The 23,093-nt window shown below is 45.0% G+C and carries 1 protein-coding gene; it reads right to left on the reverse strand.

The window, feature by feature from the left end; genetic code table 11:
- Window positions 1–23,090, reverse strand: a 23,090-nt coding sequence (locus GO495_RS31725; RefSeq protein WP_157303984.1) for a non-ribosomal peptide synthase/polyketide synthase, incomplete at its 3' end; no start/stop codon positions are given.
- Window positions 23,091–23,093 lie beyond the last annotated feature (3 nt).

A 23,093-nucleotide genomic window follows, 5' to 3' on the forward strand; every position in this document is an offset into this window, starting at 1 on the left:
GTATAGGAAGAGGGTGTTTGGATCAAGACCAATCTTAGCACATCTCCTTTGCGGATGTCAAGACTCGATTGGTATTCTTCTGCATGACACAAGAGACTGGTGGTGAAGTCTGTTGATCCACTCAGATTCAATTCATAAAGTTGTATTTTAGGGGATGTTCCATAATGTTGTATCCATCTGCCGTTTATTTGCTCATATGTAAAACGTAAGGCATCGTGGTGCTCCCGTAAGAAAGTAAATGCATGTTCCAGCGAAGGACCAAGGAAAGACTTGTCTATACCTAATAACAGCGATTGGTTGAAGTGGGATACTTCCTCTGGACAGGATGCAAAATATTGCTGCTGGATAGGTAATAAGCCACTCTCTCCTGTCAGTAAGCCCTGTTCTCCTCTCAGCATGTTACTCGTACCACGGGCCAGGATACATGCCGAGAGGCTGGCCACAGACTGGTGTTCGAACAGGTCAACTACCTGCAAGTCATAACCATGACGACGAACACGGCTTACAACCTGGATGGTAATGATAGAATCTCCCCCTAATTCGAAGAAATTATCGTGGATGCTGATACGGGTCGCGCCTAACAGTTCTTCCCAGGTGTCTATCAACAGCTTTTCCAGTTCGTTACGGGCGCTTTCATACTGTTGTGTTTCCTCCTTAACAGCCGACAGATCCAGCAGTTTCTTTTTATCCGTTTTACCGTTCGAGGTTAATGGTATGTATTCTATTTCTATCAACTGTGCCGGTACCATGTAGTCTGGCAACTGGCTTTGCAGGTAATGTTGTACAACTGCCTGCTCATAATCTTCTGAGACTACTATATAACCTACTAGCCGTTTGTTATTCAACAGCACAACGGCATGCCTGATGCCGGGTGCCTGTTGCAGCACAGTACCGATTTCACCCAGTTCTATACGATAGCCTCGTACCTTTACCTGTTCATCCCCGCGGCCCATAAACATAATATTGCCATCTGGCAACCAACGTGCATCATCTCCCGTACGATAGACCCGCTCTCCATTGCGAAGAATAAAATGACTGGCTGTCTGCGAGGGTTGATTCAGGTAACCACGACCTACCTGTATGCCACCGATGTACAACTCTCCCGTGATACCGATACCTGCCAGTTCACCATAGTTATCTATGATGTAAGCACGCGTATTACCTAAAGGACGACCTATTGGTAGGATGTCTTCACCGGCTTCTCCTGCTGTTGTCTGCCACTCTATGGCTGTGACAGTTGTTTCTGTGGGACCGTATTCATTATAGAATGTCAACAGGCTACCCCACTTCTCCGCCAGTGATTTATTACAGGCTTCTCCACCGGCTATCACTCGTTTTAAACCACCGTATAAACCAGGCCGAAGGGTTTCTAAAAAGCCTGGTGTAGCATGCAGGTGGGTTACCTGTTGTGTTAGTAATAACGCTTCAAATGCAACAGGATCCAACTGTGTTTTTTTGTCCATCAGTACCAGTGTTGCGCCACTCAGTAATGCCAGGAAAATCTGTTCTACAGATGCGTCAAAACTGTAATTGGAGAATTGCAGGATACGTTCTGAGGAATCAATACCAAATGTCTTTAACTGGCTGCCGATTAAGTTCACAACAGAACCATGCTCTATCAGCACTCCCTTCGGGTGACCGGTACTTCCTGATGTATAGATCACATAAGCAAGGTCAGTTGGTGTTATACCAGCATCTGGTAATGCAGTACTTTTTGTTGACGCTTCATCTATATAAATAATCGACGGCCCTAATGGCAAATGACTGTCTAAATCCATTGTACTAATAACCAGCCGGCAACCACTGTCTTCCAACAGATAAGACAAACGCTCATGAGGGTAAGATGGTTCCAGCGGAACATAGGCTCCTCCTGCCTTTAAGATGCCCAAAATGGCCACAATCATATCGATGCCTCGTTCCATGAATATGCCCACCAGTTCACCACGCTGTACACCTAATTGACGCAGGTGATTACCTAACTGGTTGCTTCTTATTTCCAGTGCGTTATAACTTAGTGAGTCTGTACCGAATAATAGTGCGGTAGATTCAGGTGTCAGACATGCCTGTGCGGAGAAAAGGGATGACACATTACTTTCCGGGGGGTAATAGCTGGCTGTTTCACCCCTGCCCCAACCCAGTAATTGCTGTGTTTCTACTGCTGATAACATCGGCAACGACCCGATACGCAGTGACATTTCTGATGCAATTGCTTCCAGTATATGCTGGTAATGAGACAGCATACGGGTGACTGTCGGTTCATTGAAAAGATCAGCGCAATAGGTCAGTGATAAACGTAAACCATCCCTAAAAGGGGTAATATCAAGGTTCAGTTCAAACTGTGAGGTGATCGTTGCAGATCCAGCTCCTTCCAATTCTACATCTCCTAATCTTAATTCTCCTCCACCCGGCATATTCTGTAATACCAGCCAGACCTGGAATACCGCGTTGCGTGTCCGGTCACGCTCCACGCCCAGCACTTCCACTATCTTCTCAAAAGGTACTTCCTGGTGCTCATAAGCGCCTAACGTGGTTTGTTTAATTTCCTGTAGTAATGAAGAGAAAGATTGATTACTGTCCACATGGCTGCGTAATGCCAGGGTATTCAGGAAAAATCCAATGAGGCCTTCTGTTTCCTGCTGACCACGACCCGCTGCAGGACTGCCTACACAGATATCTTCCTGACCGCTGGAACGGTGTAATAATACTTTAAAAGCTGCCAATAACAGCATAAACAAGGTGACACCTTCCCTCTGTGCACAAGCCTCTAAACGCTCATGCAATACATGGTCAGTCATCATTGTCACACGACCACCACGAATGCGCTGTTCTGCGGGGTAAGGATAATCCACCGGCAGAGACAAGGGCGCAACACCCTTCAATTGTTGTTCCCAATAAGATAATTTCTTTTCCAGGACTTCGCCCGACAACCAGTTACGCTGCCATATTGCAAAATCAGCATACTGCACCGGTAAGGGTTGCAACGGAGAGGGGTCGCCTTTGAGTTTACTTTCATAAAGGTTTACCAGTTCGTCCACGATGATACCGATAGACCAGCCATCACAGGCGATATGATGGACTACACCTGAGAGGTAATATTCTCTTTCAGCAACCGTGACCAGACTTACACGCAGCATAAAATCATTGGCCAGGTCGAAAGGTTTTTCCGCCTGCTGGCCGATCCATACATGCACATCTTCCATGATCTCACTCCTGCTGATACGCTGCATATGCCAGCCCGCTGCATCACGCAGCAATTGGTAGCCAACACCATCTTCTTCACGAATCACGGTACGCAACACTTCATGTCTCGCTATGATTTCCCGGAAAGAAGATTCCAATGCATCTATATTCAGTTCACCTGTTAAATGGAATCCCCAAGGAACGTGATACTGGATGCTTCCACTCAATTTATCAATAAACCATAAACGTTCCTGACCATAAGATAATGGAATGAGACCTATGCGTGGATATGCGGATATAGGCGGTAACACTTCTTTGTGATCCGGCATATCCAATTCTGCAGATAGCAAAGCAACCGTAGGGAATTCGAATATAGCACCCACCGACAATTCTTTGCCAAACTGATTGCGAATAGCAGAGACAACTCTCACAGCCATCAATGAGTGACCACCCTGTTCGAAAAAGTTAGCATGAATGCTTAGCGGTTTAACCTCTAATAAATCTTCCCATATCGCTAACATTCTTTTTTCCGCTGCTGTACGAGGGCCTTCATAAAGTTGTGGGTCTTCTTTAACTGAGAGATCTAATAGTTTCTTTTTATCTGTTTTACCATTTGATGTTAATGGTATGTATTCTATTTCTATCAACTGTGCAGGAACCATGTAGTCTGGCAGTTGACTTTCAAGGTACTGCAGCACTATTGGTTTCTCATAATCTTCTGAGGTAACGATATAAGCGATGAGTTGTTTATTATTAAATAGTACAACGGCTTGCAAGATACCGGGAGACTGTTGCAGCACAGTACTGATCTCTCCCAGTTCTATACGGTAACCCCGTACCTTCACCTGTTCATCACGACGACCCATAAATGCAATATTGCCATCTGGCAACCAACGCGCATCGTCTCCCGTGCGATATACCAGCTCTCCATTGCGAAGAATGAAATGAGTGGCCGTCAGCTCCGGTCTGTTCAGATAACCTCTTGCAACACCGGCACCACCAATATATAATTCACCTGTGATACCGATACCTGCCAGTTCTCCATAGTTATCTACGATATAGGCGTGTGTATTACGTAAAGGGCGACCTATTGGTAAAATGTCTTCACCTCCTTCTCCTGCTGTTGCCTGCCATTCTATGGCTGTTACGGTTGTTTCTGTAGGACCGTATTCATTGTAAAAAGGCAACAGGCTGCCCCACTTGTCTGCCAGCGATTTATTGCAGGCTTCTCCACCGGCTATCACTCGTTTTAAACCACCGTACAAACCCGGGCGAAGGATTTCCAAAAAGCCCGGTGTGGCATGCAGGTGTGTTATCTGTTGTGTTATTAATAACGCTTCAAAAGCAACAGGGTCCAGCTGTGTCTGTTTATCCATCAGTACTAATGTAGCACCGCTCAGTAATGCAAGGAAAATCTGTTCCACAGACGCGTCAAAGCTGTAATTGGAGAATTGCAGGATACGTTCTGAGGAATCAATGCCAAATGTCTTTAACTGGCTGCCGATTAAGTTCACTACAGAACCATGTTCTATCAATACTCCTTTAGGGTGACCCGTACTACCTGATGTATAGATCACATAGGCCAGGTCTGTTGGTGTTATATCAGCATCCGGTAATGCAGTACTTTTTGTTGAGGTTTCATCTACATAAATAATTGCAGGACCTGATGGCAAATGGCTTTCCAGGTTTATTGTACTCACAACAAGGCGGCAGGCACTGTCTTCCAGCAGATAAGACAAGCGTTCATAAGGATAGGATGGTTCCAGCGGAACATAAGCTCCACCAGCCTTTAAGATGCCCAAAATGGCCACAATCATATCGATACCCCGTTCCAAAAATATGCCCACCAGTTCTCCACGCTGTACGCCTAATTGACGCAAGTGGTTACCTAACTGGTTGCTGCGTATTTCCAGTGCGTTATAACTTAGTGAGCATGTACCGGATAATAGTGCGGTAGATTCAGGTGTCAGAGATACCTGTGCGGAGAAAAGCGACGATACATTACTTTCCGGGGGGAAATAGCTAGCTGTTTCACCCCGGCCCCAATCCAGTAATTGCTGTGTTTCTATTTCTGACAACAACTGTACTTCATTCACAGCAGTAACAACATTCTCAGCAATCTGCAATAATAATGTTTCGAAATGCCGGGCAATATTCTTTACCTGCTGCCGGTCGAGGACACTCTGTTTATACACAAACTGCAGTGAGGTGGTTTCCCTTACAACGATACGGATGCTCAACGGATAGTTAGATGTCTGCTCTTCCTTACCCAGGAAAGATACATCCATTTTCCAGTCCCTGTTACCGATAACTTTTGATACCGGATAATTCTCAAATACAAGGATGGTATCAAACAGTTCTCCGGCAACATCCGTCCATTCCCGTATATCATTGAGTGCTGTATACTGGTATTTTCTTGCTGCAAGTTGTCCATCCTGCATTAACTGCAACCAGGAAGCAAAGGTCTCATCTCCCTTCATCCGTGAGTGCAACGGAATGGTGTTTATATACATGCCTATTCTACGCTCAACATCGGCCAGTGCTTCCGGCCGTCCTGATACAACTACACCATAAGCGATATTCTGCTGACCTGTATAACGATGTAAGAGATAAGACCAGACACCCTGCATCAATGTATTAACGGTGATATGCTGTTGCTGTGCATATGCCTGCAGCGAAGCTGTCTGATCAATATTCAATGTGTGCTCCAGTGCATTGAATTTCTCTACATTTCTGCTACGTTCGATACCTGCCGGAATGAATGGCAACAATGTACTTTCCGATAAGCCCCCCATATAGTTTGTCCAGAACTCCTGCTGCGCTATTTTAGAAATGCGATTTATATGGTGGATATAATCTTCATACAAATCTTCTTTATAATTTGTCACAGGGCTACCAGAAACCAGCTCATCATAAGTATTTAAGAATTCCTCCAGAATAACAGGCAATGACCATCCGTCAAATACAAGGTGATGGACAGTCCACAACAAGCGGTATTTATTATCCGACAGTTGTATTAATGTTACACGCATGAGCGGAGGTTGCTCAAAATTAAATTGCCTGTAAAGATCCGCATGTTCATATGACAACAGTGCGTCTTCCTGTTCCTTACCGCTCACATTGCGGAAGTCGATCAGTTCCAGCGGAATTGAAACATTCTTATATACGGCCTGTACTGCAACTTTGAAAATGTTATAATAAAACGCTGTGCGTAAGATACTATGACGCCCTAACAGCAAGTCCCAACTTTTACGGAATGAACGGATATCCGGACTAACGATCTCGCATCTTAACTGTTCTACATAAGAACCGCCCTTGTCATCTGATAAACTATGGAACAATAAGCCTTCCTGCAATGCGCTCAGCCGGTATATACGTTCCGGTTTGTTACTGCCTTTATCTGCAAAGAAATTATTCAGTTCTTTACAGGTAACATCTCCTGTGAGTCCATAGTCTGAAGGTGTAAAGGTTGGCTGTTCCTGCTGAAGGCAATGTCCTATCAACAACTGAAGATTACGGATAAACTGACTGGTCAGCGCATTCACTGTAGCAGTTTCATAATGACGGGTACTGTAGCTCCAGCTGATTATAAACTCTCCTCCTTTTACCAGGCAGTTTATGTTCATCAGTCCCTGCCAGACATTATTTTCATTTACGGCATCACCGGTATGTTCAACGGCCGGAGAGAAGAGGCTGTCGACACCTGCAATATTATCCAATTGTCCGAGATAATTAAATGTCAGATCCCATGGCAGTTTGCCCTGCAATGCGGGTATTTTTTCCAGATATCTCAATACGCCATATCCTATTCCTTTATCAGGTATGCAACGAAGCTGTTCTTTTGTTGCACTAATTCCGTCTGACAGTTCCATGTCATCTGTATATTCCAGCAGCACCGGGTACATACTGGTGAACCAGCCCACAGTGTGACTGGGATCAGTTTCCATGTTCAATGCTTCTCTTCCATGCCCTTCCAAACCGATTACAAGGTGTTCATTACCTGTAAATTCATGCATGGTTTTCGCCAGTACACAAAGCAGTATATCATTTATCTCGGTACTGTATGCAGTCTGAATATTCTGGAGAAGGTTACGTGTCCATGAGGGGTCCAGTTTTTCAATACAGTTGTCCACGTCTTTTGACAATACAATCCCTGCACCAGCTTTGTCGGTAAACAACGGTGTATAATATCCTGTTATTTTCTGCCAGTAATCTTTCTGCGATTGACCGCTCAATCCTTTACCATAGGATGACAGGGCATCAAACCAATCTCTGTAAGTTGCATTGTTTACAACAGGTAAATTCACTGTTCCATTCAAAGATGTCCGCAACATGTTTTCCAGATCATCAAGTATGATTCTCCAGGACACGCCGTCCACCAGCAGATGATGTATGACGATGAATAAACGGTTTGCATCCATCACGGACGGTGTCTTTATCAATACAAAACGGAAAAGGTTGCCGTTACTAATATCAAGTGATTCCTGATATGCCTGCAGATGTTGCTCTATTGCAAGGGCAAATCCGTGTCCATTCATATCAGCAAGATCGAGCAACACGGTTTCCACAGGGCGATGTCCATATTCCTGTTCCCAGTCAGCAGCCCTTTTATGATAGATAAAACGTAAAGATTCATGTATTTTCACCAACTGCTCCGTTGCATGTTGCAGTATCTCAATATTGATTGTTTTGGGAATATTCAGAAGGACAGCCTGATTAAAATGCGAAACCATTTCCGGCTGACTTTCAAAGAACCACTGCTGTATGGGCAAAAGGCCGCATATACCCGTAGATGGACCCTGTTGTAATAAAGATGATACATCGTTCTTCTCCATCACGGCAGACAGCGTAGCAATGGTCTGATATGTAAACAGATCACCTATTTTCACTTCATATCCCTGTCTTCTTGCACGGCTTGCCAGTTGAATAGTGATAATGGAATCACCACCCAGCTCAAAGAAATTATCGTTGATACCTACCTGTTCAACACCCAGCAGATCCTGCCAGATCTTTACCAATGCCTCTTCCATAGGAGTACGCGGGCCTGCATAAGTTGATCCGGATGTAACGGCAATATCAATATCAGACAGTTTTTTCCTGTCTATTTTACCATTTGCTGTAAGCGGGAATACAGGTATGTCTACCAAAGTTGCAGGCAGCATATAATCAGGTAATCTCTCCGTCAGGAATGAAAGTACCGTATCTCTGTTAAAGCCTTCCGTGGTGGTGAAATAACCTATGAGTCTTTTTGTACGGCGTTCATCTTCCTGTACCATTACCAATGCCTGTTTAACACCCGGTGCCTGTTGTAATACATGTTCTACTTCAGCCGGTTCAATACGATAACCACGAATCTTTATCTGGCTATCCTGCCTTCCGAGGAAGTCGATGTTATGATCCAATCGCCAGCGGGCCATATCTCCGGTACTATACAATCTTAGTCCGGGTATATAATCTTTAAATTTTGCAGTAGTCAATTCGGGTTGATTCAGGTATCCGGCGGATAAGCCGGCGCCACCCACAAACAATTCTCCGGCGACACCCAGTGGACATAACCTTCCATTAGCGTCCAGAATAAAGGCAGTACGATGATCCAAAGGCTTTCCGATTGGGATATCGCTGTCTGCCGCAACATCCGTTATATTCATCGTTACTGAAAAAGTAGTGTTTTCCGTGGGTCCATATCCGTTAATAATCTGCAACAAGGGGAATTGTTCTCTCAATGTTTTTATGTGTACAGGAGATAAACGATCTCCCCCTACCAGAACGGTCCGAAGTGATGCAAAAAGGTTGATATCTGTATCCAGCAACTGATTAAACCAGCCGGCGGTAAACCACATCTGAGTAATCTTTTCATCTATTATTAGCTGTTGCAGCAGAGAGATGTCCAATAACACCTCCTGTTGACATAATACGAGTCTGCCACCATTGAGCAGCATGCCCCAGTATTCATAAGTAGTAGCATCGAAAGAGACCGCTCCAGTAGAAAGCAGGGTTTCAGCAGCCGATAAGGGAGCATAGGTTATATCTTTGACAAGGCTTAGCACATTAGCATGTGTGACCATTACTCCCTTTGGCTGACCAGTGGAACCGGAGGTATACATAATATAAGCGAGTGAGTCCGGCGCTACCGGCTTGTTCTCATATACCGGAGGCAGGCATGCTATATCGGTCTGCCACAGGAGATCAATATCTGTCTTCCTTATCTGTTTATCAAGAACATGATGAGACGTGGACAATAATAGCACGGCATCAGCGTCTTTCAGCATGAATAAGACCCTTTCCGAAGGATAGGCAGGGTCTATGGGCATATATGCACAACCCGCCTTTAATATTGCCAGGATAGCCAGTATCAGTTCTGTTGAACGTCCCATACAAACGGCGATGACAGCTCCTTCCGTAACACCTGTCTGTTGCAGATAGGCCGCCAGCCGGCTGCTATTCTCATCTAATACGGCATATGATAACCGTTGGTCCTCATATACCAATGCAATGGCATCAGGCGTAGATAAACATTGTTCTTTGAAGGCACTGATAATACCGGTACTGAGAGTTATATTGGACCCTATACCAGACAGTTGCAGGAGCTGTTCCTCTTCATCGGCAGTAAGCAGACGGATCTCTGAAATGAGGTTTACAGTTCCATTTATCATTTGTATCAACACCTCTTTAAAATGTCCCTGAATCATACGTACATATGCTTCTTCGAGCAGCGAACATTTATAAATGAATTGCAGCAGCATTTCTGAACTCTGGCTTATCCGGATACAAAGGGGGTAATTGGTAGACTGTTCAAGCATCTCAATTCCGGAAATATGCAGCTGCCACTCTTTTGATGCAAGCACTTCGCTTATGGGATAATTCTGAAAGGTCAGTATTGTATCAAACAGATCTCCCGGTACATCTATCCAGTGCCGGATGTCATTGATAGCACTATATTGAAATTCCAGTGAAGATTGTTGTTCCTGCTGCAACTCCTGTAACCAGGCTGCCACTGGCTTGTTTTCGGAGATAACGGCGCGCAGGGGAATTGTATTGATATACATACCAATCCGCTGCTCGACGTCTGTAAGGTCTGCAGGGCGGCCGGAAACGGTGACTCCAAAAATGACATCCTGAGCAGCGGTATAACGATATAATAAATAGGACCATACGCCCTGCATTAGTGTATTGACAGTAATCTGCTGTTGTTGTGCATACTGTTTTATCTGCCCTGTAATGTGTTCATCCAGCGAAAGTGATACAACGTTAAAATCTTCGACTGAGCGGTTGCGGTTTGCCAGGGTTTCGACAAAAGGAAGCAATGTTCCTTTTTCAATCCCATTGAGGTATTTTTTCCAGTATTCATCTTCCTGCAAAAGTTTCTTTTCTCCGATATAACGGATATAATCACGGTACCGGTCCGCCTTTTGCACCGGTAACTCTTTAGCATAAGCTATTGCATCATAGGTAGTCAGGAATTCTTTTACCAGCAATTGCAAAGACCATCCATCCAGCAAGAGATGATGATGCGTCCAGAGCAAATGGAAATGACCGTCCTTCTTTTTTAACAAAGTCATGCGCATGACAGGCGGCTTTGTGAAATCGAATTTCTTTTGCCGGTCGATCTCTGCAAAGTCACTGATAGCTATCTCCTGTGCATCCGGGGAGAGATGAACAAGATCAATGATTTCAACAGGGAAAGGTGCTTCTTTCCAAACAATCTGTACAGGTACATTGAATACATCGTGATAGAAACCGGTCCTCAGGATAGTATGCTGAGCAATCAGTTTTTCCCAACTGCGGATAAATGCATTCACATCCAAACCGGTGATATCACATTTGAACTGTTCAGCATAAGCGGTCCCTTTATCGTATAAAGTATGAAAGAAAATCCCCTGTTGCAATCCGCTCAGGCGGTATAGGCTTTCAATTTTATCCCGCAGTATTACACCATCTTTCACCTGATCAAGAAATGCATCCAGTTCCCTGTAGTGCACATCCTGTCCAAGACCAAAGTCTGATGGCGTGTACATTGCCTGGGATTGTTTCCTCTCAATACAATGACGAAGCAGGGATTCAAGCCGGGATATAAATTTCCCGGACAGGGACCTGATTGTTCCGGCATCATAATGTTTATTGCTGAAACTGCATGTAAACATCAGTTTAGCATCTGCCACCATACTATTGAGTACCAACTTGTGCTGAACAGGGAATTCAGGATCCACTGCATCACCCGCAGACTCGGCGGCTATCAGCAATTGTTGTCCGCCATTGCCGATATTATCTGTCTGGCCCAGATAATTGAATATAATATCCCATGGTTCTTTTCCCCCAGGTAATTGATCCTTTTGCAGGTATTTCAGTATGCCATAACCCATTCCTTTACCAGGAATTGCACGCAATTGTTCTTTAGTATTTTTTATCAACGCAGCTTCATCAGCATACTGTTCTACCTCAAGCATTACCGGATATAAGTTTGTGAACCATCCTACTGTGCGGCTTGTATCTATACTGTTACCAGGGATTTCCCGGCCATGTCCTTCCACTGCGACAACTATCTTTTGTAGTCCGCTCCACTCAGACAAGGTTGCGGACAATGCTGCCAATAATATATCATTCGTCTCTGTATGGTAAACCGCTGCAGCATCTTTCAGTAAAACAGCCGTCATTTCTGCATCCAGACTGAATCTAACATCCTGTAAGTCGCTTATGGTAAGCGTGCCTTTATAGTCATGATCCACAGGTAATGCCTGATAGTCATTGACAACAGCCGACCAGTATTCTCTTTGAGATTGCAGACCTGAGGTTTCCCCGTATGCTTTCAATGTATTATACCATTCGCGATAAGAGGCCGTCTTCACAAACGATACATCCTCCTGGTACAGCAATGCTTCCAGATCATCCAGAATGATGCGCCATGAAACGCCATCTATTACAAGATGATGGATGATAATCAGTAAACGGTTGTCTTTCTCTGAAGCAGGCGTCTGCATCAGGACAACTTTTATCAGCGACCCTTCTGTGATGTTCAGGCTTCGCTGGTACTGCTGACAAACACCTGTGATCAAAGCAGGAAGCTCGTCCGTAGCAGCTGTAACCAGGTTTTCCACGGCGAGTATACTATCGACGGGAATATATTCCTGCATCCACGTTGTATCATTCCGGTAATACCTGAAACGAAGCGCATCGTGCTGTTGTATAAGCCGGGAAACGATGGTTTGTAACTGTATGGTGTTTATATCTTTACTAATACTGAGGAGTACAGACTGATTAAAATGTGATGCTGCCGCGCCTGCATTTTGCAGGAACCATTCCTGAATAGGTAATAAGCCGCTAAAGCCGGTAAGGATACCGGTTTCACCGGTATATGCCGGAGTGCCGGTGGTGCGGTTATCAATGACAGCAGCAAGTTCGCCGATAGTCTGGTGCATAAAAATATCACGTGGAGAGATATGATATCCCTGACGGTTTATACGACTCACCAACTGGATACTAACGATAGAGTCTCCTCCCAGTGAAAAGAAATTGCTGCGCGTGTCTATCCTCACGAGCCCCAGAAGTTGCTGCCATACTTCCGCAAGCCGGCGTTCCGTCTCTGTTGCCGGTGCTACAAAGTCTGTTTCAGCAACAACCAATGTATTCATTGCTATGAGCGCTTTACGGTCAGTTTTCCCATTAGAAGTTAAAGGAATGCTTTCGATCCGGACGATAGCAGCCGGCACCATATAGGCCGGCAGATAACTTTTGACGTGTGCCATCAACCGGGCCTTATCAACAGTTCCATCCTCAACGACGAATGCGGTCAGGTTTTTCAGGCCGGAAGGATCTTCCTGCAAAACAACTTTCGCTTCACGGACATCCGGATGCTGTTCCAGTACAGCTTCTATTTCGCCTGGTTCAATACGGAATCCACGTACTTTGACTTGTTCGTCAATACGTCCTACATATACTATATTTCCGTCCGTCAACCATTTTCCCGTATCACCGGTACGGTACATTCTTGCAGCAGGCACAGAAGAGAATGGATCAGGCAGGAATTTAGCTGCTGTTAATGCTGGCTGATGCAAATAACCACGGGCCACCTGTGCCCCGCCAAGGTATATTTCTCCTTCAACCCCAACCGGCACAGGACGCTGATACACGTCCAGTATATAGATCTTTACGTTAGCTGATGGTTTTCCTATTACCACCTTTCCTGACACATGTAAGGGATGGGACGTAATGGTGCTTCCCACGGTATTTTCTGTAGGACCATAGGCATTGAACAAGCGTATACCTTTACCTTCTATTGCCCTGGCAAGTGCAGGCGAAAGCTTTTCTCCCGCGGACACTATGGTGTTTATATTCAGTTCTTCGTCTTTTACCGCAGCCAGATATGCAGGAGGAAGTGTAGCCCATTCTACCTGTCTGCGGCGGAGCAGTGCAACAAACAGACTACTATCCAGAATTTCTTCTTCAGCGGGAATGATTAATTGTCCTCCATGTAACAATGCACTAAAGATTTCCGCGCAGGCAGCATCGAAACTAAAGGATGAAAACTGTAACATTCTTGTTCCGGGTTGCAGATCCTGATACCTTACGGACCCATAGATAAAATTCAGCAGACTACGGTGCTCTATCATTACTCCCTTAGGCCGGCCGGTGGATCCTGAGGTATAAATGACATATGCAAGATCAGTAGCAGCGATTTCATTTTCAGGAGTCGTATTATTTAGTTCCGAAAGGGTCTCTTCCAAAATATCCAGACAAATTACATCTGACATTTGTATGCCGGTGCCGATGTTTTTTATGTTCTCTTCAATAGTTACTACTACCCGGCAGTCACTGTCTTTCAGCATATATGAGATGCGGTTCTCCGGATATGATGGATCAAGTGGCAGATAAGCAGCGCCTGCCTTCAGGATTGCCAGCATACTGACAACTCTTTCTATTGATCTTTTTATACAGATGCCCACCAGCATATCCTTTCCGATACCTTTTGCTTTAAGATACCGTGCCAATCTGTTGGCCTGTTCATTCAACTGATTGTATGTTAAGTACTGATCTCCGCATATAACTGCTATGGATAAAGGAAAATCCAATACCTGTTTTTCAAAACGGGTGACGATCGTTTCATCCGGTGGCAATATTGAAACAGCGCTATTAAATTCATACAATATCTTTCTCCGCTCAGTTTCTGTTAGTAATGCAAAGTCACGGATCAAGCTGTTCTTGTTTATGACAATATTCTCCAGCAGTAAACAATAGTGATCAAGCAATTGATTTATTGTACCGGCGGAGAAAAGATCCGTATTGTATAGTATTGACAGTTGCAGTCCTTCAGACGATTCATTCACGATCAGATCAAAATCATTGTCGGCCATCATATGGCCCGGATTGGCACTTTCCAACCGGATATCGCCCAGTGTGAGTTGTCCTGCATCCGGTGTGTTCTGTAGTATGAACATATGCTGAAACAGCGGGTTCCTGCTCATATCCCTTGTTACACCAAGGGCCTCTACTACTTTATCGTATGGTATTTCCTGATGAGCGAAAGCATCAAGAGATGTTTTCCTTACCTGTTGAAGGAACGCAGAGAAAGTAGTTTCGGCATCCAGTTGACTACGCATAACAAGCGTATTAACAAAGAATCCGATCATATCTTCCACTTCATGCTGATGACGACCAGCCACCGGCGTCCCAATACAGATATCGGAGTGTCCGCTGTACCGGTAAATCAGCACCTTAAATGCAGCCAGCAGGGTCATGTACAGTGTAACGTTCTCCTCATGTGAGAGTCCGATAAGACTGTTGTACACAGAGACGTTCAGCACACGGCTCAGCATATTGCCATTCATACTTTGCACATCCGGGCGGGTATAGTCTGGTTCTATTCCGGTTGCGGTTGCACCTGCAAGTTGTTCCTGCCAGTATCTGAGGCCATTCTGCATCCATTTTCCTGAAAGATTATCCCGTTGCCAGATAGCATAATCTGTGTATTGTAAAGGGAGTGGCTTTAAGGCAGCAGGTTCCTTCGCTTTAAATGCATCATAGAGCGCGCTGAGTTCCCGCACTACAATACCGATGGACCAGCCATCAAAAGCAATATGATGCACCAGTGCCAGTAAAAGGTATTCTCTTTCGGTCAGTTGAACCAGCAATACTTTGAAAACAGGATCTTTTGAAAGATCAAAAGGCTGTTTTGCAACCTGTTGCAGATATGCATCTACCGATGGTGCTCCTGACGCTAACAGTGCTTTTTCTGTAAGGTATTCCATTCTCCATTGTCCGGGCGGTGTCAGCACCTGGAATGCCTTGCCGTCATCTTCCGAAATAACCGTCCGCAGTACATCATGTCTGCTAACAATTTCCAGAAAGGATGCTTCCAATGCAGGAATATCCAGCTCTCCCGACAAGCGGAATAACCATGGCATGTGATATTGCACTGTTCCCTGCAACTTATCAATAAACCATAGTCTTTCCTGTGAAAACGATAAGGGAATATATTTCCTATCTCCCGCAGGTAAGATCGGCGGCATTTTCAAACCCGTATCTTCTTGTTGCAGTAGTAGTGCCAATGCGGAGATATCCGGTGCATCGAAAATATTCCTGATAGAAACTATTTTGTCAAAGTGTTTCCTGATGGCTGCAATAAGACGGACTGCGAGCAGAGAGTGACCACCAAGTACAAAAAAGTTATCTTTCACACCGATCTTTTCCAAACCGAGAAGTTCCTGCCAGATAATTACCAATGCGGCTTCTGTTGCATTCTCCGGTGCCACATAATTATCTACCTGCTGATTAAGGTCAGGTAATTCCAATAAAGCCTTCCTGTCAATTTTTCCATTGACTGTTAGCGGGAAGGTATCTGTGATGATAAATCCTCCAGGCACCATATACTCAGGCAACTTTTTTCTGGCGGCGGAGGCAACCTGTGTTATGAAATCCTGCGGAGACAGCCATTGCTGTGCACGCACTTCTGCCTTATCCTCTAGTGAGGCCATGCCACTGCTTTCCGTATCCCTGCGGGCGAATATATTATACAGGATATCATCACCAGCGAGCGCTTTCTCTTTTTCGACAAACGTATGGAATCCCTTTTCTTCCAGCAGTTGCTGTATGCGGGCAAGACGGTTGTCGATATTGTGTACCTCGATGATAACATTATCGATCCTGGCCCAGTCGCCTTCCTCAATACCTTCCAGCACATAGTGTTCTGAATTCTCTACGTCTATCTTGAGCAGATCTATGTGATCAAGTTTTCTGGACCTGATCACTTCGGACACTGTGATCGTTTTACATTTTATGCGCACGCTGTTCAGCTTTACATCCAGCACTTCATCAAGCTCGCTGATGCTGGCATCTGTTCCTTCAGTACCCTGTATATAAGACCTTACGACGTCCCTTACCTGTTCTATGTCTTCGCTGATACCAGATACAATGGTCACATCGGGATAATAGGTAAAGTCAATTTCGGTTTCTTTATTAAAAACGGCCAGCTGGAAACATTCTCCCTGAATATTATACAACTGTCTGTTTTGTGAAAGATGATGGTATACTACCGGTATTGGTTCGAATGAATACACGCGGATGCCAGGACAGAGTATATTCAAAAAGACGGTAAAGAAACCTGCATTGGCACCAATATCGAGCACACAGCTATCTTCCTTCAACGTAATACCATGCTTCAGATAACATTGATCTAAAAAGATTTCCTTATAAAGAAAAGTTACCTCATTTAAATTGGAGTTGAAGATTGGTAAGCCATTGGGCAGGACCTGAAAAGAGGCGGGATCAATTTCCCCGTTGTATAACATCTGCTGGTAAACTGCCAGAAGAGGGTATTTTTCTTCATCGACGCGTAAATAAGCCTTCAGGCTATCTGACTGAGCATTTACAAGTACAACTGTTTCTTTAACGCCATCGACAGCCTGCAGGCAATGGGCGATTTCTCCCGGCTCAATACGGTAACCATTTATTTTTACCTGATCATCTATTCTTCCTGAAAAGTGAAGATTCCCATCCGGCAGCCATTTCCCTTTATCTCCCGTACGATACATCCTTTGTCCGGCTTCCCGGCTGAACGGATCATCAATAAACCGGGTTGCTGTCATTCCCGGCTGATGCAGGTATCCACGTCCGACCTGCGCGCCGCCTATACATAACTCTCCTTCAACGCCCGGAGGACAGAGTACTTCCGCATTATTTACGTCAACAACATAGATATACATATTATTAACGGGAATGCCTATCGGAAGACTGGTCCCGATAGTATACAATTTTTTTTCAGGCCGGAAATGATAGGTGGTACATCCTACAGTTGTTTCTGTAGGCCCATATTCATTGATGATCTCTATATCTGCATCTGCCAGAAACTTTACATGACGCAACTCTAATGCCTCTCCCCCTACAACCAGCTTTTGGGTAAGCATTGTAACGCCAGCCGCTCCCATCAGTGATTCCAGCACCGGCAAATGAGCCGGGGTAAGTTTAATGAAATCATAAGGAGCGTACTTCAACAACTGAGGGTCCTCAAAAGCTGTCACAGACCTTCCCTGCGCCAATATCAGACGACGCCCCTGCAATAAGGGAACAAATAAGGCCGTGACCGATGCGTCAAAAGTATAAGATAAATGCATAAAGCTACCGGCACCTTCCCTATTGCCGTTACTACCATACATTGTAATAGCATTCAACAAATAGTTTAAGAGCTGAGCGTGTTCTATCATCACCCCCTTTGGCGTACCCGTGCTACCGGAAGTATAGATAATATAAGCCAATGTATGGCCGGATATCTCATTATGTACTCTGCCTTCCGGCTGCAGACTAATCTGCGCCCAATGACTATCTAAACTGATAATCATGACATCATCCGGCAACAGATTTTCGGTGGAAGCATCCGCAAGCACAAAACGGCATCCGGTATCTTTCAATATATATTCTATCCTCGATGCAGGATATTCCGGATCTACCGGTACATAAGCCCCGCCAGCCTTGAGTATACCAAGCATACTCACTACCATGGAAATGGAGCGCTGTATGCAGACCGGCACCAGCACTTCTTCTCTGACACCCAGTTTTTGTAAATAAACAGCCAGCTGATCAGACTGTTTGTTCAATTCATCATAGGTCAGTTGATCATCGCCGCAGATAAGCGCAACGGCATCAGGTGTCTGTAACACCTTTTGCTCAAATATATCCAACAGATTGCTGTCAGCAGCTTGTATGCCAGTGTAAACGGATATTAATTTATCCGTTTCTTCTCTGCCCAGTATTGTAAGTGCGGTCAAAGAACGGCTTGTATCTTTTACGATTTCTCTCAGCAGATTTTCATAATGTTGCAGCAGACGTCCGGCTGTTTCTGCTTTATACAAATCCTTACAATAGGTCAATAGTAAGCGTAGTCCGGCATCAGATTCTGTCGCCTCCAGATTAAGGTCAAATTTGGCTGTAACAGCCCCTGCGGCTTCCATTGACAACTGTGCATCTCCCAGTGTCAATACTTTTGACTGCGGCGCATTCTGCAAGGTAAACACAACCTGAAAAACAGGTGTACGGCTCAGATCACGTTCTATGTCCAGTACCTCCACTACTTTCTCAAAAGGAACATCCTGATGTTCGTATGCATCCAACGTCATCTCCTTTACGGCCTGCAGTAATTCACTGAAGGTCATGTCTTCGCGTAACTTTGAACGAAGAGCAAGGGTGTTTATAAAAAACCCGATCAGGTCCTCTGTCTCTTTCTGATCTCTTCCAGCCACGACGCTGCCGACCGTAATATCCGGGCTGCCGGCATAACGATACAGCACAACTTTGAATGCTGCCAGCATCGTCATAAAAAGGGTCACTCCTTCGCGGGCAGACAATAGCGCAAGGTCTTCCTGCAATTCCCTATCCAGCATGCTGATGGCAATAGCTCCATTTATACTTTGTACGGCAGGACGCGGATAATCAGGTGTAATGCTAACGGGTTCTATTTCCTGCAATTGTTGTTTCCAGTATTTCAGGCGTTTTGACAGCACCCCGTCTGTCAGCAGATTCCGCTGCCAGACTGCATAATCTGCATATTGTAAAGGAAGTGCCGGCAATTCCGGTGGACGTCCGGCAATACCTGCTGCATATAGTTCTACCAGCTCCTTTACCATAATACCCACAGACCATGCATCGAATACGATATGATGCACCACTCCCGCCATTACGTATTCCTGTGCGGAGATACGAAAGATGGTAACTTTTAACATACTGTCAGCAGACAGATTGAACGGAGTGGCTACAAATGCTGCTATCTGATCCCGGAGAGTGTCTTCCGCATGTATTTCGTTTGTGAGATCCTTATATACAAACCGCCAGTTGGCTGCGGGCTGGATTGCCTGATACCCGATCCCGTTTTCTTCTCTTATTACTGTGCGTAAAACCTCGTGCCGGTCTACAATGGTCCTGAATACCTGTTCCAGCAAGGCCAGGTCCAGTTGGCCCTCAATACGGAATACCCATGGTAAATGATATTGTGTACTACCCTGTAGCTGATCTATAAACCACAGACGTTCCTGAGCAAAGGAAAGTCTGATCTTTCCATCCTCCTTACGGGGCTGTATTGCAGGTATTGCTTCCTCTGTCTGATTTTCCAGCACCTGGCAAAGCGTTGCGATAGTAGGGTGTTGAAAAAGCGTTCTGATACTGACTTCTTTACCTGATTGTTTTCTTATAGCTGCAATCAGCTGCATTGCCATCAGTGAGTGTCCTCCTGACTCAAAGAAATTGTCATTTATACCAATAGCTGCTTTACCGAGGAGTACCTGCCAGATATCTGCCATTACCTCTTCCTGCGAATTACGCGGAGCTTCATATGTACTTACAATGGCAGGTAATACCATTGTTTCCAGCAATACCTTTCTATTCACTTTCCCGTTGGCCGTAAGTGGTATTTCTACTAATTCGAGTATTGCAGCAGGTATCATATACGCCGGCAACTTTTGCTCCAGAAGACGGAGCATATTTTCCCTGACGTAATGGTCCTTTGTTACTACAAATGCCAGCAATTGCTGTGTAGATGATTGCCATACCACAACAGCCTGACTTATACCGGGCAAGCCCTGCATCACCTGTTCTATCTCTCCGGTTTCTACCCTGTAACCTCTGATCTTTACCTGATCGTCTTTCCTTCCGAGGAAGGTGATATTACCATCTGTCATCCATCTGGCCATATCACCTGTGCGATACAAACGGGACTCTTTCAGTTTTTCAAAAGGGCCGGTGACAAACTTTGCTGCCGTGAGTTCCGGCTGCCTCCAATAACCACGAGAGAGGCCAGCGCCCCCTACATATAATTCTCCCATCACAGCCGGCGGACATATTCTGCCATGGCTATCCAGTATATAGGCAGAGCGATTAGACAGCGGAAGTCCCACTGGTATATCTTTCAGTTCCTCCACATTTCTGATCTCACAGGTCAATGAGAACGTTGTATTTTCTGTGGGGCCATAACCGTTGATGATCTGCAAAGAAGGATAAGCTTTCCTGACACGTCCGATATGATAGGACGATAGGCGGTCACCACCCACTAAAATTGAGCGGAGTGTACCAAATATGCTAATATCGGTTTCAACCAGCTGATTGAACCATCCGCTGGTAAACCACATTGTTGTAATGTGTTCTTTGGTCAGAAGCGTCTTTAGCTGGCAGATATCAAGCAGCGTTTCCTGAGGACATAAAACAAGACGGCCTCCATTCAGCAGTGCACCCCAATATTCTACAGTAGTTGCGTCGAAAGCAGGCGAACCGGTAGACAGCCATATAGTGTCTGCAGAGATGTCTGTATAAGATACTCCTTTTACGAGGCTGATCACGTTCCGGTGTTCCACCATCACTCCTTTGGGCGAACCTGTGGACCCTGAAGTATACATTACATATGCCAGCGACCCGGGTGATAATGCTACACTGAGACTTTCTGCCGGTTGGGATAACAGCAGCTCCTCTATCCCTGCAGGATTGATTGTTTCGATATCCGCAAATGAATATCCGGATGCATCTATTAATAGTTCCGCTTTTACATCAGCAAGTATATATTGTATCCTTTCCTGCGGATATGAAGTGTCAACAGGTACATATACCCCTCCTGCCTTAATAACAGCCAGCATTGCTACGATTAAATCATCTGAGCGGTCCAGACATACCGGCACCAGCATGCCTGTTCTCAATTGTTTACTTTGCAGGTAATGAGCAAGGCGGGTGCTCTTTATATCAAGTTCCCGGTAAGTAAGTTGTCTGCCTTCAAATACAACAGCAATATTCTCCGGCGTCATTGATACCTGCTGTCCAAATAGTTCCACTATTGTTTTGTCCTGTGGATAAGGAACTATATTGTTATTCAGTCCTGCAAGTAACTTATATTCTTCTTCGTCCGTCAACAATGGTAAGGCCGATAATGTCAGATCTGCATTCTGCGGTATTGTATGCAACAGATTTACATAATGACTGAGCATTCCTTCGATCGTTGTCGCTTCGTACAGATCTGTACTGTAGGTAAGTGATAGTTGCAAGCCGTCCTCAAATTCAGTCATATCGAGGCTCAGATCAAATTTAGACGTAATACTGCCTGAAGAAGCAGGAGACAATACCACATCTCCCAAATCCAGCGGACCGCCATCGGGGATATTCTGTAATGTCAATACAGTCTGGATAAGCGGATGTCTTCTGAGATCTCTTTTTACCCCCAATGCCTCAACTACTTTTTCAAAAGGCACATCCTGATGATCATATGCCTGTAACAATGTTGTCTTTATTTCCTGCAAAAGGCGACAAAAAGACCATTGTTCATCAATGATATTCCGGATAGCCAGTGTGTTTACAAAAAAGCCGATGAGTGTTTCTGTCTGCTGCTGACGACGTCCCGCAACAGAAGTCCCGATACATATATCTGTTTGCCCGCTGTAACGGTATAATAAAACTTTAAAAGCCCCCATCAGGGTCATGAACAGTGTTACACCTTCCTGCAGGGAGAACTTCTTTAATCCGTCTTTTACGGCAGCGGGAACCGTCATATGGAGACGACCTCCCCTGTTGCTCCTCAAGTCTGGCAGAGGATGATCTTCCGGCAGGACCAGTTGCTCAGTATCTGCGAGTTGTTTTTTCCAGTAGTCCAGTTGTCTCTTCAGGTTATTTCCTGAAAGGCTGTTGCGTTGCCAGATGGCATAATCAGCATACTGTATCTGTAGTTCCGGCAAAACGGCCGTCCGGCCTTTTATACCGGCCATATACAAAGCCGTCAGTTCTCTGATAAGAATAGCGATTGACCATCCATCGAACGCGATATGATGGGCTTTGATAATGATTGTATGAGATGTGGGTGAACTGCAGACAACGATCACTTTCAACGGATATTCTTCCGAGAGATCAAATACCTGATCCAATATAGATTCCGTATACTCCTGCAATCCTTTTGAAGGAATCTCTTCAGCATGAAGAAACTCCATCCCCCATTCTTCTGCATTCTTAACCACCTGGTAAGGTACTCCGTCCTGCTCCCTGATAACTGTCCTCAAAACTTCATGACGGCCTACAATAGCCTTAAAAGCAGCTTCAAGCACATGTATATCAAGTACTCCTTCCGCATGTGCCACCCATGGCAGGTCATAAGATTGGTCTGCCTGTGCCCGCTGCAGGAACCATAAGCGCTCCTGACCGAAAGACAATGGCATATGTACATGGGGCTTCCTGCGTGTAATCGGAGGCTGTACCGGTATAGAAGTATTATCCGTTGCATGGTACTGTTTGAAATAAGAGACCAGCCGCCCCTTGTTTTCCCTCAACTCATCCAGGAAGAGAGCAGCGGGCATTTTCTCCTTATTGACTTTCACGATCAACTCGTCGCGCTCGAATGATATTTTCACATCAAGGTCCTCTGCTTTCTTTAACAAACCGATAACTGTGGTTAACTCAAGGCTAGTCATGAT

Origin of the sequence: Chitinophaga oryziterrae (assembly GCF_009758125.1) — a bacterium.
In the GTDB taxonomy this organism is placed as follows: Bacteria; Bacteroidota; Bacteroidia; order Chitinophagales; family Chitinophagaceae; genus Chitinophaga; species Chitinophaga oryziterrae.